Here is a 14,166-nt window from a genome sequence, read left to right on the forward strand (position 1 = left end):
CGCCCACACGTGAGCCGCCCCGGCTGGATTCCCCCGATCCGGCCGGGGCTTCCCTTTACCCCGTGGGTGGGCGCGGTCAGCCCCGGGAGAGTCTCCTGTGCACCGACTCGATCAGCAGCGCACCCACTGCGGGCGCCACGGCCACCGTAGCTGCGGCACCCGGCCAGAACCGTACCGCCAGCGCGGTCACTGCCGCCCCTGCCACGACCGCGATCAGCCGGCCACCCAGCCGTCCCCCTGGTTGCGCGACCGCAGCGTCATGCGGCTGACGAGGGACGTGAGCGTGCCTGTGAAGTAATTGGTGGGCGTCGCGCGGATACGGCCCTGAATCCCCATGGCCACGGCAATGAGCACCAGCAGCCCCAGCCGGTCGCCGTCGGAGGTGATCAGGTCCAGCGCCCACAGCACAGCCGCCGCCGCCAGCAGTGCCACCTCGATCAGCAGCATCACCGGCAGAGGCCACCGCAGCCGCTCGCTCATCCACGCACCGCACATGACCCCGAAGCTGTACGAAACGAGTGCGTTGATCACACGCAGGGCCACCCCGTGCTCCCCGACACCGGCGGCGGAAGCACCCAGCAGTACCAGATTCCCGGTCATCACACCGGCGAAGACCTGACCGACACAGATGAAGACGAACGCGTCGGCAGCCCCGGAAGCGGCCGACAGAAGCAGCAGGGCCCATTCGTCCCGTGGATCGCGTCCGGTGAGGAGGGTAGGAGTAGACACGCCTGCATTCTCGGCTCAGCCCCTCCGAAGGCGCCGACTCGCAGCCGGTACGGCGCGGCGAGCCGGCCAGGGCCGAGCGCCGGCACTGCGCCGTCGTGCACGGTGACATGACCTTAAAGTTCTGTATTGTGAACAGACACATAGCGTTCGAACGACTGCACAACTTCCGTGACGTGGCCGGATATCGGGGGTACGGAGGCCGCCCGGTCCGCTGGGGAAGGCTCTACCGATCCGACTCGCTGGGCAAGCTCCGGGGCGAGGACTGGGACCGTTTCCTGACCCTCGGCGTCCGCACGGTCATCGACCTGCGTTACGACTGGGAGATCACAGCCAAGGGGCGAGTGCCCGACGCACCGGGGCTGCGCTACCACCACCTCAGCATCGAGCACCGGCCCTACGACCAGGCTGCACTGGGCCCGGATGTGGAGACCGGACGCTTCCTGGCGGACCGGTACACGGAGGTCGCCCACGACGGAGTTGCCGAGCTCCGCCGGGCCCTGGACGTACTCGCGGCCGAGGACAGCGGCCCCGTCGTCTTCCACTGCGCATCGGGCAAGGACCGCACCGGGCTGCTTGCCGCACTCGTTCTGTCCCTGCTCGGTGTGGCCGAGGGCGACATCGTCGCCGACTTCACCCTCACCGAGCTCGCCACCGAACGGCTCCTGGCCGACTGGCGGGCGGACCACGCCGACCAGGACCCGGTCTGGCCCGGTTACGGCCGGGCGCCCGCCGACATCATGCGGTTGTTCCTGGCGGATCTCGCCGCGACCCACGGCTCCGTCCGCGAATACACCGCCGAACTCCTGGGTGCTGACGAGGAATTGGTGGCTGCGCTGCGCAGAAACCTCCTAGAACCCCCGGGGGCGGGCCGGTCCGGCGCACGCGGCACGACTGTCGGGAGCGCCTGAGTCGGCGCGTGCGGGTGCACGGAGACGATTCTCGCGTGGTCTGCTCGCGGGCCTGCTCGCATGTCTGCTCGCCAACCGGGCGGCCGGCCCAGGCCCCGAGCTTCCTTCCGCCGGAGCTCCTGGACCTGGGCCGGGACACCCGATCGGCCCGTGGCCGATTGCTGGCCGCTCCCTTCCGGCCCGACGTGGGGTGACGCCGTATGCGCCGACGGCGTACAAATCACTCGCCGACGAGCGGGGCGGGGAAGGGCTGCTCGTCCTGTTCCTGGTGCTCGGAGTGGCCGTCGGCATCACCACATCCACCACGACCACCTGGCCGACGGAGCCCACGGACGGCATGTGAAAACCCTGTCCCGATCCGGCGCGCACAAGGCAAGATCATGGGATGACATGGACAGCACCTGATGTGAAACGCACGCCCGGTTCACTCGTGGCCGGTGAGCGGGAGATGCTCACGGGCTATCTCGCCTGGTTCCGCAGCACCCTGTTGCACAAGTGCGCCGGCCTGAACGGGGCGCAGCTCGCCGAACAGACGGTATCGCCGTCGAATCTCACACTTCTCGGACTGATCCGCCACATGGCGAAGGTCGAACGCGTTTGGTTCCGGCAGCGGTTCGCCGGTCAGATGCTCGACCCCATGTACGACCCCGAGAAGGGCAAGGACGCGGACTTCGAGGACCTGGACCCGGCCCGCGCTGCCGAGGACTACGCGCGCCTCGTCGAGGAATGCCGACTGGCGGACGAAATCGTTGCCGATGCCTCGTTGGACGACACCTTCACCCATGCCGACGAGGTGTACTCACTGCGCATGGTCCACGTCCACATGATCTCGGAGTACGCGCGCCACATCGGCCACGCCGACCTGTTGCGCGAGCGGATCGACGCTGTGACGGGGTGGTGATGCGCCACTGAGAGAGCCAGGGCCCGGTAGCCGCTCAGACGCCGGGGCAGTCAGGCCCGGGGCCCGCGGTGCGCGGTCCCGGTGCCGGGTCTAGCAGGGCGATGTCCGCCGCGAGGGCGGCGAAACGATCCGTGCCGACTCCTGCTGCCGCCACGCGACGACGCAGGGCGGCAGCCAGCGCCGAGGAGGCGTCGGCCGCGGCGGACAGTCCGACGGGAGTCAGGGCGGCACAGGTCACTCTGTGGTCGGAGCACGAGGCCCGCCGCTCCAGCAGGCCCGCCTCGCAGAGCCGGTCGACGACCTTGGTGGTCCGGGCGGTGGAGGACCCCATCAGTTGAGACAGCTGGTTCATCGGGGCAGCGCGCTCTGGCACCGTCAGCAGGTACCAGAGGACCTGCAGCGACGAGGACGCGGAGTGCGGCTTCAGCCGCTTCGTCCGGGTGACGGTCGCCAGGAGCCGGTCCGGTGTCCGGCGGTCGTATCGGTGGGCCAGGATCAGCTCAGGCGTGCTCGTGTCGATGACATCGGGTCCGCTCTCGCTCGGCAGACCGCTGGTGTGCATCAGCAGGTGAGAGATGCGGATATCCGGATATTCGGCAGGAAGCAGCCCGGGGAGGAAGAGCTGAACAGGTGTGGGCGGCTCGACCCGGTGCTCATGGACGAGTTGCAGGACGACGGTCGCGAAGAACGCCTTGCCGATCCGGACCCGATCGCCGGGCCGGATCGTCCTTCCGCTGCGCTGGTCGGCGACCCCAGAAGTGCCGTACCAGCTTCCGCTTGTGCCGCCGATATGCAGCTGGACGCCGGTCGCCGACGGATGTCGCAGGTCGTCGATGGCGGCCTGCAGGGCATGGATCGCCGTCTCGGAGGCGCCGTGATTCCGGCACGGCGAGGCCGGAGAGTGCGCCGTCCACCGACGTAACGACGGACAAGCGGTGGGGTCGGAACAGCCTGGTACCGGCTAGGCGCCGTCGCTCTTCGTTGCGACAGCCTGTCGTCGGCGCAGGAGGGCGGCGATCCGGAGGCACCAGTCCCTGTTCTCCTCCTCGAAGGCGAGGCCCCGCAGACAGGTCAGATATGGTCCGATTCGCTCGCCCCTGAGCAGAAACTCGTCCTCGTCCATCTCGCCGCGCAGTTGCCGCAGCAGGTTGCCGAAGAGCTCGACCTTGGCCGAGGCGGCGGCCGCCCGTTCGTCCAGCTGATCGATGACCGGACCGCTTCCGATGTGATCGGAGGCCTGGACCTTGACGACCAGGTCATCGCGGATGAACCCCGGCTTCGCACTGGCCGCGGCGAATTGCTCCAGCTCGGCCATCCCGGCGTCGGTGACATGGAACAGCCGCTTGTTGGGCCGGGTCTCCTGCACCACCTGCCGGCCGGCGACCAGCCCGTCCTTCTCCAGCTTGGCCAGTTCGGCGTACAGCTGCTGAGGCAGTGCGTGCCAGAAGTTCGCCACGCCGACATCGAACACCTTGGCCAGCTGATACCCGCTGTACTCCCCGTCCAGCAGTGCCGCCAGCACCGCATGCCGCAAGGCCATGGCCCCGCCCCTTCCCTTTTCGCTGCCTGCCCCTTCATGATACTCATAAAGTTGAGTAGTCAGATTCTTGATTATGGAGGCTGATGATGTCTGCCGAGACCGCGGACCGTTTCCGCGCCGCCGTCGAAAAGCGCGATCTCGCCGCACTGGGCGGCCTGTTCACCGAGGACGTTCGGCTCTACAGCCCGGTGAAGTTCACTCCGTTCGAAGGGCGGCCCATGGTGCTTGGGCTGTTCGGGGTCCTGCTGCGTACGTTCGAGGGATTCCGCTACATCGGCCACTTCGACGGATCGGCCGAGATCAGCACGGACGGGGTGCAGGTCCCGTCCGAGATTCTGCTCTTCCGGGCGAATGTGAACGGCAAGCAGATACATGGCATCGACCTGCTGCAGTTCGACGAGGCGGGCCTGATCAAGGAGTTCACGGTGATGGTCCGCCCGCAGTCCGCGGTGCAGGCCCTGGGTGCGGCGGTCCTGGAGGGGCTGGTCAAGGACGGCCTTGTTCCGGCTCCGGACGCAGGCTGAATCGCGCCACAACGGCGGGAAGGGGCGCCCGATGGAGTGCGCGCATATCCCGCAACGGCCGCCCCTTTCTGCCGTCCGTGGCTTTTTACTGCCGCCTGCGGCCGACTGCCCCGCCTGGTCGGCTCGTCAGAGGGCGAGGTCGCTCAGTCCGGGGTGACCGTCCGGCCGGCGGCCCAGCGGCCAGTGGTACTTCCTGTCGGATTCCCGGATCGGCACGTCGTTGATGGACGCGTGCCGGGCACTCATGAGCCCGTTCGCGTCGAACTCCCAGTTCTCGTTGCCGTACGAGCGGTACCAGTTGCCCGAGTCGTCATGGCACTCGTACGCGAACCGCACCGCGATCCGGTTGCCGTCGAATGCCCAGAGCTCCTTGATGAGCCGGTAGTCGAGCTCCCTGGCCCATTTCCGGGCCAGGAAGGCGACGATTTCGTCGCGCCCGGTAACCCATTCGGCGCGATTTCGCCACCGGGAGTCCTCGGTGTAGGCGAGTGCCACCTTCTCGGGCGTCCGGGAGTTCCAGGCGTCCTCGGCCAGCCTGACCTTCTCGACCGCCGACTCGCGCGTGAACGGCGGAACGGGGGGACGTGCGGTCATGATCTCTCCTGTCGCATGTGATCTCGGCGTGAACCCCGAGGGTATGGCCAGTTGGGCCCGGTGAGCGCTGACCGGAAGTCGCTTGCGTCGTCAACTCCGGCCGAATTCGGCACCCTTGACGTGGACGCGTCGGTGGGTATGGTCCAGTCCAAGTGCAAGGCCACCTTCCGGACGCCTGCAACTTCAGGGCATACGTGGCGGTGGATCTTGCCGCGCCCTTCGCGCCTCTTGGCCCCCACAGTGGAGAGGCCGGCCTGCCACTGCCGGGCCCCCATAGCCTGACCGTGTGCAGCGACGCCTCATGTGAAGAAGAAGCATGCACGCGAAAAGGAAGACGGCCGCAGCCATCGGTGCCCCACTCGCACCCGTACTGGCCCTGAGCCTTCCGGCCGGTTCCGCCGGCGCCCACGGATACATCTCGCCACCTCCAAGCCGCCGGGCTCAATGTGCCGCCGGGACCGTGAGCTGCGGTGACATCAAATACGAGCCGCAGAGCGTGGAAGGTCCCAAGGGACTGACCAGCTGCAGCTGTGGCAACAGCCGGTTCGCCGAACTCGACGACGACTCCAAGGGGTGGAAGGCCACCCCCGTGAGCCGGACCACGTCCTTCCAATGGGTCCTGACAGCCCCAATGCCGCGTAGTTAAGCGGTTCCGGGCGCCTGCAAGGGGTGTTGACCTGCGGATTCACCAGACATGAGAACGGGACCTCCGGTAAAGCAGAGAAGCCGTCCAAGGTCTTCCTGCACGAGAGGTCCCGTTGCCCGATCAGTGTGCCACCACCACGCTCACCCATGCCATCACCTGCGCTGCCGGACCCTTCGCACCGGGACACCTCGGCGAGCTGACTCAGCACGTCCCCTTCGAGCTCGCCGACGCCGTATTGGAAGAGACCAGATCAGGGCATCGCCGCCTGCGGCATCTTCCCTCCCGGGTCGGCATCTACTTCCTCCTCGCGCTGGCGCTGTTCCCGTCGCTGGGATACATGCGGGTGTGGGGCAAGCTCACCGCGGGTCTGCACGGACTCACGCTGCACCGTCCCTCCGAGAAGGCCTTGCGCGACCTGCGTCGCCGCCTGGGGCCGGCACCGTTGAAGGCGCTGTTCGAAGCGGTGTCCGGGCCGCTCGCCCGCCCTGGGACCCACGGCACGTGCTACCGCTCATGGCGGACGGTCGCCTTCGACGGATGCAGCTCGCTCAAGGCCCCTGACCAGCCGCGTATCCGGAACCTGTTCGGCAAGTCGAAGCACCGCTGGGGCATCTCGGGCTATCCCGCCCTGCGGCTGACCGCCCTGGTCGAGACGGGGACGCGTGGCCTGCTCGGCGCGGTCTTCGGCCCCACCAGCACCGGGGAGTCGACCCATGCCGCCCGGCTCATGCACCTGCTGACTCCGACGATGCTCCTGTTGGTCGACCGGGGCTTCGACGGCAACAACTTCTATACAGCCGTGGCCAAGACCGGTGCCCAGCTCCTGGCCCGCCTCGGTTCGAACCGCAAGCCCGCTGTGATCGCCGTCCTGCCTGACGGCTCCTACCTCACCCGCCTCGGCGGGCTCCAGCTCCGGGTCATCGAAGCGGACATCACCGTGACCACCCGCGACGGCCAGCGCATCCACGACCGCTACCGCCTGGCCACCACCCTGCTCGACCCCCATAGCGACCCGGCCGCCGCGCTCGTACGGCTCTACCACGAACGCTGGGAGATCGAGTCGGCCTTCTACGCACTTCGGCACACGCTCCTGCGCGGTCGAGTTCTGCGTTCCTGCGACCCCTTCGGCCTCGAACAGGAACTCTGGGCGATCCTGACTGCCTATCAGGCCCTCCGACGGGCGATGACGGAAGCCGTCGAGTCAGTTCCCGGCATCGACCCCGACCGCGCCAGTTTCACCGTCGCCCTCGAAACCGCCCGTGACCAGGTGACATCGACGCGAGGCATCCTGCCGGCCCTTGACCGCATCGACGACCCGGGGCTGATCGGGCACGCCGTGCTCTCTGATCTACTGCCGCCTCGGCGCGCACGCGTCAGCGCCCGCAAGGTGAAGTGCCCCATGACGCGCTACCCCGGCAACTCCGCTGACCCCCGCCCCGCCGTCAGCCAGGACATCGTCTCGCTGGACATCGCGGTCCACCAGGCCGTCCTGCCGCCACCCGAGCCCGACCGGCCTCCCGTTAATCCGGGCCGCAAGACCCTCGTCCTGGATCTCCTGCGGACCGCCCCGGACCGCCCGTGGCGATCCCACGAGATCGCTCAAGCAATCAACTGCCCCAACATCAAAAGCCTATGGACGCAGCTCTCGACGTGGGTGAAGGACGGCATGCTCCGCAGAACCGCCAAGGACACGTACGAACTGGTCTCCGCCTGGGCGACATCGCCTCGACCATCCGGCGAGTCCGCAGGTCAACACCCCTTGCAAGCGCCCGGAACCGCTTAACTACGCGGCATTGCTGACAGCCCGGCACGCCACAACCACGTGGCAGTACTTCGCCGGCGGTCAGAAGATCGCCGAATTCAACGACAATGGTGCGCAGCCCGGTGCCACAGTCACCCACCAGGTGAACTTCGGCCTGACGGGCAAGCAGAAGGCCCTCGCGATCCGGAACATCGCGGACACCGCCAACGCCTTCTATGCCTGCGTCGATGTGAACGTCGGCTGACGGACGGGCCCGGCCCGGCCCCCGCTCCAGGGGCCGGCGTCGGACGCCCCATTTTCCGCTGGGAGGCCCTCTCCCCGGTCCGTACCGACGGTCATGGTGTGCCACGGGGCGGAGGGCCGCAGCGACGTACTCGCCGAGATGTCCGAACGCGTACTGCCCCGGGGGATACCAGGCGTTCGTCATGGATCTCTCCATTCCAGGAAGGGCGTCAGCGGCTCCTCGCGACAGGAATTCGACGCGCTGATGCGGCCGTTCCTGGAGGACACTGACATGCTGGTGGAACGGTTGTCCGCCGTGGTCGCCACCATCGCAGGGCTGCCCGAGGTGGACGTCTCCCGCATCGCGGCCATCGGGTTCTGCTTCGGCGGACTATGCGTGCTCGACGTGGCCCGGACAGGTGCACCCGTTACGGGGACAGCCGCCTTCCACGGCATGCTGACCCCGCCGCCAGGACTGACTCCGCGGAAGATCGACTGCAGGGTCGCGGTGTACCACGGCTGGGACGACCCGTTCGCGCCATCGGAAGACGTTGTCGCGCCGGCGGCGGAACTCACCGATGCCGGTGCCGACTGGCAGTTCCACGCGTTCGGTCGGACGGTGCACTCCTTCGCCACGATCAGCTCGCGCTGGAGCTCGGCGAGCACGGACAGCATCCCGGACATCGCCCGGCCTCCACCCGATGGCCGGCCGAGGGGACAGTGGCCGACTTCGAAATCCGGTGGATGGATGAGCGGGCACAGATTCGACTCAAGCCGGTCGACCTGGCCCCTGGTGGAGGACTTCGACTGCTGGGTCGCCCGGGAGAACAGCGTTGCAGCCGAGAGATGACGGCGAAGGACGGGTGGCGGGCACGGGGAGGCGTAATGCTGTTGTGGTGCCCACCGGGCGATGTCTCCGCGACCAGGCTGTACTGGGTTCAGGAACAGCCTGAACTCAACACCCTGCGCGTCCCGTTCGAGGAGCACGCCGCAATACCACAGGGCTGGATCTGTGACTCCGAGTGGCGATGGAGGACGCCCAGCAGTGCGCCCGGCAGGGCTGCACCCCGGACGTGGTTGAGCTCGGCGATGACGAGGAGGGACAGGGGCGGGCCGGCGCCCATCAGCCGTCACGCGGTCTTGCCCGGCAGGTCATTGATCGCCTGGAGCAACGAAGTCCTGGCGCTCCCTGTGGCGTCGGCTGCGCCCGGCGTCGTCGAGGATCCGGCGCCCACCGTGCGGGACTGACACAGCCGGCTGCGCGTGCAGTGTGGTCTTGGCTTCGTTGATCTGGCGCAGTGTCTGCGCGGACCACAGCGGGGCCTGGGTGTCGTCGTGCCCCAGGACGGTGAGCACGATCACGGGTACATCCGGGAGGCCCGGAGCCGGGCCGCACGGCGCCCCTCCGCCTCGACCGGCTGCACGCCGTGGCCGACAATGGCTCGACGGACGGTCACTGCAGGTCAGGGCAGGTGAGACCATGAATGACGGGCATTCAGGACGACGGCATCTACCTCCGGCCCGGGCCGTGTCAACAAAGACACGCTGTCACCAAAGGGTGAGCGGGCATCAATAAGTCGCCCGGACAGGCTAACGGCGCATCAACTAGCCCATATATGGGAGCAATTGATGTTTCATCAGATTAAATGGAAATAGCATATGGGTGTCTCGTGTACCCCGATTGGCGCTCCGGCCTCAACCCTTTCAACGTGTCCGATATGACAGCTATGGGGGCCGTTAGTACGTTCAATCACGGGCCAGCTGCTCAGCCGGCCTCTCTGAGACAGGAGAAGTGACATGGTTACGCGTTCCACCGTCGTTACCGCCGCTCTCGCGGCCGCCGCGGCCCTGGCCGCCACCGGCATCACCTACGCCTCGGCCGCCTCCTCCGAGCCGGCCCAGGCAGCCCCGGTCGTCCAGCAGGCCGCCCCCGTTTCGGCCCTCGAAGGCGGCGACGCCGGCAAGGGCGGCGAGGGCAAGGGCAACGAGGGCAAGGGTGGTGGTGGCTACGAGAACAAGGGTGGTGGCTACGAGAACAAGGGTCACCGGGAACACTTCAGGGGCCGCATCCACATCAACGAGCGCACCTACACCGCCGAAGGCGGCGGCTGCATCACGGTGGTCAGCGGTCTCGGTTCCAAGACCCTCAACATCCGCAACGACAGCCGCCGGACCGTCGAGGTCTTCCGTGGCGCGACCTGCGACAACGGCGCCCCGCTGGCGACCGTCGGTCCCTGGAGCTCCAGCGACGGCGTCCACCCGGGCCGTGTCCGGGGCGGCGTGAAGGTCCACAACGGAGTCGTGGGCAGCTTCCGAGTGATCGAGCGCCACCACGGCGGCGGCTACGGCGGCGACGACTTCGGCGGCGACGACTTCGGCGGCGGCGACTTCGGCGGCGACGACTGAGACCGGTGATCGAGCACCATCACGGTGGCCGGTAACCGAGCACCACTACAAAGGCCGGTGATCGATTCACTCGCCTGACGCAGAACCCCGGCCCGCCGGAATCGGGCCGGGGTTCCAGTCTGGATTCTTCTGCCAGGCCATAGTAGAGCCGGACGGCGAGGTGCTGCCAGCCCAGCCGGAACAGCCGCGCACCGTACACGGCCTTCCTTTGCCGGCAGGACCCTGCGACCGGGCGGCACAACGTGGCACCGGCGCGGCAGACGGCCTGAAGCCGGAGTCGCAGAGCGTTGCAGCGGCCCTTCCTCTGTTGCGGGCGAAAGTCCTGTCGGCAGTCGCGTTCTGTCTGGAGGCGACCCCGCCGTCTCCTCCGGATGAGCAGCGAGTGAGTCCCGGCCCCGGAAATGCGGTGGGTCACGGCTCCGTCGACGCTGCTGGGAATCGCCAGTGCCTCCGCCGGCCCTGCCAGGACTCCGCCTCATCCACGCCCTGGTCTCGGAGTGTGGCTAGGTTGGCCAGCATGAACACACGGGGGCGGAGCTATCGATATGTGGGACCTGCAGACTTGAAAGCACTGGTCCGGAACGGAGGCGAGGGCCGGAGCATGCGCGCGTCGGCGGACTTCGACGCATGGGCCTCGGAGCGGACGGTGGAGGAGCTTGCTGAACCGTTCACCTTCGTCGTAGACGCCGCCGGGATCCTGCGCTTGGCGCCGCGGCGCAGCGAGCACGTGGCATGTGGTGGCGGAGAAGCGGTGCTGAGTGCCGGTGAAGTGAGCTTCCGTGAGGATTCCGGGCGGTGGGCGGTCGACGAGATCAGCAACCAGTCGACCGGCTACTGCCCGGACATCAGCTCGTGGCCGGCCGTCGCCGAGGCTCTGGAGCGGGCCGGGATCGCTGGCCCGCCCGGCTTTACCCACGAGGTATTGTTCCGGCGTTGTCCGTCCTGCCGACAGCTCAACATCGTGCGGGAGGAGGACTTCGTCTGCGTCTTCTGCGAAGAGGCCCTGCCGCCGGAGTGGAACGTGGACGGCGTGGGCGCTGAGTGACGGGAAGTTGCCAGTCGGCTTCCTGGGTCGCCCTGCGGTCTGCACCGTCAGTGAGATCCTTGAGTCACTTACCCGACTGCGATGGCGACCCCACCGTGCAGCCGGAGGCAGCGCCGCAACCGCCGATCAGCCTGCAAGGCTCCGGAACTGCGCGGAGAGCGCCGTAGCCGGCCGGTGAGCGCTTCACTCAGCCACTGTGACACTCAGTGTTCGACGCCCGCGAGGAACGTGTGTATATCCGTGGCGAGGTTTCGCACGTCCTTGCCTGCCGCGTGCACCGTGGTGGTCTTGAAGTGCCATTCCTCGGAGGGCAGCCGGTCGTGAATGCCCCAGGTCAGACGGACGTGACCCCGGGGGGCGGTGCTCCGCCGAGATGGTCAGGTCGCGTTCAAGGGAACGCCAGGTCAGCGTTCCGTCCCAGCCGCGGAAGTCATCGGCCGGTGAGGGCCGTGGCTTACCGCAGAACGGGGAGGTTCGCGGACGTGTATTCGCCCGCGATGCTGAACACACTGGCACAGCACTGCTCCTCGACCACGAGCAGAGCGATGAAGGCCCCAAGGTAGTCGGCGCCGGCCGTGACCGCAGGTGCCGGTCCAGAAGCTCACGGAAGTCCGCGACCGCTCCGGCGCAGTCCGCCGGCAGATCGTCGCAGCCGTGGTGCCCTGCCGCGCGCGTGATCCTTCCGGCCAGTCCACGCGTCCGCGCGCTCCTCGACGCGAGACGCACCAGGCGCGGCAGGGTGGCGAAGTGAGCCACCACTGCCTGCAGCCAGTTATTCAGTGATGGTCACGAGGCCAGGGGCTGGAAGGTCGGTGACTGTGCCAGGCCTGACCACAGCGAGTCGAAGGACGACTACCAGGGTGTCGACTGCGACGAACCCAAGGCGACGATCAAGGCTCCCGAAGTCAAGGACGGTGCCTTCTTCTCCGAGTCCATTCAGTGCCCATCGCGGGACGGATGTGATCATCTCGGTGAAGGTCTCCCTCGGCTCCGGCGGTGCCGGTGACGGTATCCCCAGCAAGACCATCTGCGGCCGCAATCTGTCCGGCGACCACCCCGGTGATGCCGGCGCCGGCGGCGGACAGTTGGTGAAGGGCGACTGCATGGACGACTCGGCCGAGGAAGTCCCCTGCGGTGGGGGCAGCGGCGTGAGCAAGGTGCTCGGCCTGACGAAGACGGCCGAGGAGTGCCCGTCGGGGATGGACCTGTTCCCGAGCCCGGGCAGGCGGTACGACACGATCTGAGCCACCCGGGCCTGACCGTTCCGGGCTGTGCCCACGGACACACCACGGCCGGTGAAACACGCACTTCACCGGCCGTGATGTGTCTCCGGGGTGCTCCGCGCCGCCGGGGACTGCCCGCTGTCACTCAGCCCTAGGGCCAGCCGGATTCCGAGTTCCCAGATGGCTCCTCCTGCTTCAGTACGAGGAGCACATGGTGAGTAAACAGTTTGCTGGTGCCGGATGAGCTGGACCGGCCGGTGGTGCCGCCGACCGACGTGATACGTCCGGGCGCCGTCCCCAGACAGCCTGCGACATCGCGCGGTGCCTTCGTTATTCGCCTCGCCAGACGTTGTCGAAGGCCGCCTCGTCGAGGGCTCGCCGTTGCCGTTGGAACTCCAGATCCCTCAATGCGTCATCAACGGCGGCGAGCACCGTAGCCACCGCTTCGTCGGCCACGCTCGGGGAGTCGCCAATTGGCTTGTCACGGATTCCGATGGCCGCTGCGAGGGCGGCGAGTACGGGCTCATCCGATGTCCAGCGGTCGGCCGCCTCGCGGCGAGCGGGTGAATCGACCAGCACCAGCCGACTGGCTCGGGAGGGCATCCAGCGGGGGCGGCGTTGCCGAGTGAGCTGTCCTTCCGCCTCAAGGGCGTCCAGATAGGCCGTGGACAGGCCGCGGCCTCTGCGCCACAGCCAGTCCTCGAGCGACTCGTACGGCGCTTGCTGGACGAGCGCCGACGCGGCCTCATCCAACAGGCGATCAGCCATTGCCGGTGGGTGGCTCGGCACGATCTGGTCGCCGTCCAGTCTGACGGCCTGGGCGCTCAGGAGGTCGATCACCTCGGCTCCAGCGAGCGCAAGCGACAGATTGCCTCGCTCCAGAGGGCGACTGGCCGCCATGTCCATGGCGGCGATCAACAGGTCCCGCGGTGTGGTCATGAGCGGCTCCGTGTCAGGGGCATCAGTAGCGCTGCGTCGCTGAGCAGCCGGTCCGGCGCCCGGCGTGACGCCGAGAGTCAAGGCCAGCTGTCGATGTCGATGGCCGCCGCGATCGCGGCGCGGATTTGCTGCGTGTAGCGGGCAGGCGTGAAGTCCGGCCGCCCCGACGCCGTCCACCAGCTTACGGAGCACGGACGGCGGCTGCATCCCGCACTGATGACCCTGGCCCGCTGGGGGAGCGCATATCCCGGCAGAGGCCGGTGTCGGACACGAGGCCCGACGCCCATGCTCTTGTCGAAAGTCGCCCCGCATGGGTGCGCGGAGACGGTCACGGCCCCGGCGAGCGGTCGGCACAGGGGCGAGCCGTGGCGGCGGGGATAGCGGTGACATCGATCGTGGCGCGGCCCGGGGCTGAGAGTTGAGTGGTCGACTCCGGGGCCAGGCCGCGGGCGCTGCCCCCGAGCTTACGGATGTCGACGGGAGTCGTGAAAACGATGTCCGCGGTCGGCGGCAGAGCGCGTCCGGCGGTGTCCAGGTCGTCGCCGTGATGGTCGTGGCTGGGCAGAAAGGCGTCGAGCGGGGGGCACGTCCGCGGCGGACACGGCGGGACCGGAAGCACGCGTGTCTCTGTCATGGGGCCCCACCCTTCTTTTTTGGGGGCATTCGTCGAGCTGTCTGTGAGGCGTGTCCGCACGGACGGCGATTCCGTCGGCTCGCTCCACGGGCC

At 68.0% G+C, this 14,166-nt stretch carries 16 protein-coding genes and 5 pseudogenes; 11 read left to right on the plus strand and 10 right to left on the minus strand.

Features of this window, described 5'->3' with window-relative positions; all coding sequences use genetic code 11:
- Nucleotides 1-76: 76 nt before the first annotated feature.
- Nucleotides 77-205: a hypothetical protein gene (locus tag NRF20_RS41525; protein WP_413754245.1), complete on the minus strand. Its 129-nt coding sequence runs from the start codon at nucleotides 203-205 to the stop codon at nucleotides 77-79.
- 8 nt (nucleotides 206-213) lie between these two features.
- The gene (locus NRF20_RS41530) at nucleotides 214-729 is read right to left on the minus strand and encodes a YoaK family protein (protein ID WP_413754246.1); all 516 of its coding nucleotides are present in this window, start codon (nucleotides 727-729) and stop codon (nucleotides 214-216) included.
- A 128-nt stretch (nucleotides 730-857) separates the two neighbouring features.
- Between NRF20_RS41530 and NRF20_RS41535 the strand changes: the two genes are divergently transcribed.
- The 3 genes from NRF20_RS41535 to NRF20_RS41545 all read left to right on the plus strand — a co-directional run bounded on the left by NRF20_RS41535 (nucleotide 858) and on the right by NRF20_RS41545 (nucleotide 2,538).
- Nucleotides 858-1,637 carry a tyrosine-protein phosphatase gene (locus tag NRF20_RS41535; protein ID WP_413754247.1) on the plus strand — a complete coding sequence of 260 codons (780 nt, stop codon included), beginning with the start codon at nucleotides 858-860 and terminating at the stop codon, nucleotides 1,635-1,637.
- 190 nt (nucleotides 1,638-1,827) lie between these two features.
- On the plus strand, nucleotides 1,828-1,980 hold the full coding sequence (locus NRF20_RS41540) for a hypothetical protein (RefSeq protein ID WP_413754248.1): 153 nt from the start codon (nucleotides 1,828-1,830) through the stop codon (nucleotides 1,978-1,980).
- Nucleotides 1,981-2,022: 42 nt separating this feature from the next.
- On the plus strand, nucleotides 2,023-2,538 hold the full coding sequence (locus NRF20_RS41545; RefSeq protein WP_413754249.1) for a DinB family protein: 516 nt from the start codon (nucleotides 2,023-2,025) through the stop codon (nucleotides 2,536-2,538).
- Nucleotides 2,539-2,572: 34 nt separating this feature from the next.
- Here NRF20_RS41545 and NRF20_RS41550 read toward each other — a convergent pair whose 3' ends face one another.
- Both NRF20_RS41550 and NRF20_RS41555 read right to left on the minus strand, forming a co-directional pair.
- Entirely contained in the window at nucleotides 2,573-3,394 is an 822-nt protein-coding gene (locus NRF20_RS41550) for a serine hydrolase (RefSeq protein ID WP_413754672.1), read from the minus strand.
- 105 nt (nucleotides 3,395-3,499) lie between these two features.
- Nucleotides 3,500-4,078: a PadR family transcriptional regulator gene (locus NRF20_RS41555; RefSeq protein ID WP_413754250.1), complete on the minus strand. Its 579-nt coding sequence runs from the start codon at nucleotides 4,076-4,078 to the stop codon at nucleotides 3,500-3,502.
- 83 nt (nucleotides 4,079-4,161) lie between these two features.
- Between NRF20_RS41555 and NRF20_RS41560 the strand changes: the two genes are divergently transcribed.
- The gene (locus NRF20_RS41560) at nucleotides 4,162-4,602 is read left to right on the plus strand and encodes a nuclear transport factor 2 family protein (protein ID WP_413754251.1); all 441 of its coding nucleotides are present in this window, start codon (nucleotides 4,162-4,164) and stop codon (nucleotides 4,600-4,602) included.
- Between the two features lie 126 nt (nucleotides 4,603-4,728).
- Here NRF20_RS41560 and NRF20_RS41565 read toward each other — a convergent pair whose 3' ends face one another.
- The gene (locus NRF20_RS41565; RefSeq protein WP_266364884.1) at nucleotides 4,729-5,196 is read right to left on the minus strand and encodes a nuclear transport factor 2 family protein; all 468 of its coding nucleotides are present in this window, start codon (nucleotides 5,194-5,196) and stop codon (nucleotides 4,729-4,731) included.
- Nucleotides 5,197-5,512: 316 nt separating this feature from the next.
- Between NRF20_RS41565 and NRF20_RS41570 the strand changes: the two are divergent.
- From NRF20_RS41570 to NRF20_RS41585, 4 pseudogenes are all read left to right on the plus strand, one after another.
- Nucleotides 5,513-5,824 (plus strand): annotated as a pseudogene (locus tag NRF20_RS41570) (lytic polysaccharide monooxygenase); the annotation flags it as partial.
- 130 nt (nucleotides 5,825-5,954) lie between these two features.
- Nucleotides 5,955-7,614, plus strand: a pseudogene (locus NRF20_RS41575) (IS4 family transposase); the annotation flags it as partial.
- 24 nt (nucleotides 7,615-7,638) lie between these two features.
- Nucleotides 7,639-7,848 (plus strand): annotated as a pseudogene (locus NRF20_RS41580) (chitin-binding protein); the annotation flags it as partial.
- A gap of 81 nt (nucleotides 7,849-7,929) precedes the next feature.
- Nucleotides 7,930-8,676: pseudogene (locus NRF20_RS41585) on the plus strand (dienelactone hydrolase family protein); the annotation flags it as partial.
- Nucleotides 8,677-8,978: 302 nt separating this feature from the next.
- Here the strand turns inward: NRF20_RS41585 and NRF20_RS41590 are convergent.
- Nucleotides 8,979-9,188 (minus strand): hypothetical protein, encoded by a 210-nt coding sequence (locus tag NRF20_RS41590; RefSeq protein ID WP_398629354.1) that lies wholly within the window; start codon nucleotides 9,186-9,188, stop codon nucleotides 8,979-8,981.
- Nucleotides 9,189-9,623: 435 nt separating this feature from the next.
- Between NRF20_RS41590 and NRF20_RS41595 the strand changes: the two genes are divergently transcribed.
- Together NRF20_RS41595 and NRF20_RS41600 are read left to right on the plus strand one after the other, a co-directional pair.
- Nucleotides 9,624-10,232: a hypothetical protein gene (locus NRF20_RS41595; protein WP_398629353.1), complete on the plus strand. Its 609-nt coding sequence runs from the start codon at nucleotides 9,624-9,626 to the stop codon at nucleotides 10,230-10,232.
- A gap of 517 nt (nucleotides 10,233-10,749) precedes the next feature.
- Nucleotides 10,750-11,277: a hypothetical protein gene (locus NRF20_RS41600; RefSeq protein WP_398629506.1), complete on the plus strand. Its 528-nt coding sequence runs from the start codon at nucleotides 10,750-10,752 to the stop codon at nucleotides 11,275-11,277.
- Between the two features lie 203 nt (nucleotides 11,278-11,480).
- Here the strand turns inward: NRF20_RS41600 and NRF20_RS41605 are convergent, their stop codons facing one another.
- The gene (locus tag NRF20_RS41605; RefSeq protein ID WP_413754673.1) at nucleotides 11,481-11,615 is read right to left on the minus strand and encodes a DUF6228 family protein; all 135 of its coding nucleotides are present in this window, start codon (nucleotides 11,613-11,615) and stop codon (nucleotides 11,481-11,483) included.
- Between the two features lie 52 nt (nucleotides 11,616-11,667).
- A pseudogene (locus NRF20_RS41610) lies at nucleotides 11,668-12,036 on the minus strand (hypothetical protein); the annotation flags it as partial.
- Between the two features lie 200 nt (nucleotides 12,037-12,236).
- On the opposite strand from NRF20_RS41610, the gene NRF20_RS41615 reads away from it, so the two are divergent.
- Complete coding sequence (locus NRF20_RS41615) at nucleotides 12,237-12,521, plus strand: hypothetical protein (protein WP_413754252.1); 285 nt, start codon at nucleotides 12,237-12,239, stop codon at nucleotides 12,519-12,521.
- Nucleotides 12,522-12,830: 309 nt separating this feature from the next.
- On the opposite strand, the gene NRF20_RS41620 is transcribed toward NRF20_RS41615, so the two are convergent.
- Both NRF20_RS41620 and NRF20_RS41625 read right to left on the minus strand, forming a co-directional pair.
- Nucleotides 12,831-13,439, minus strand: a complete 609-nt coding sequence (locus NRF20_RS41620) for a GOLPH3/VPS74 family protein (protein WP_413754253.1) — start codon at nucleotides 13,437-13,439, stop codon at nucleotides 12,831-12,833.
- 328 nt (nucleotides 13,440-13,767) lie between these two features.
- A complete protein-coding gene (locus NRF20_RS41625; protein WP_398629351.1) occupies nucleotides 13,768-14,073 on the minus strand; it encodes a hypothetical protein in 306 nt (101 codons plus the stop codon).
- Between the last annotated feature and the right edge of the window lie 93 nt (nucleotides 14,074-14,166).

It is taken from the genome of Streptomyces sp. R-74717 (genome assembly GCF_047305335.1).
GTDB classification, from domain to species: Bacteria; Actinomycetota; Actinomycetes; order Streptomycetales; family Streptomycetaceae; genus Streptomyces; species Streptomyces atratus.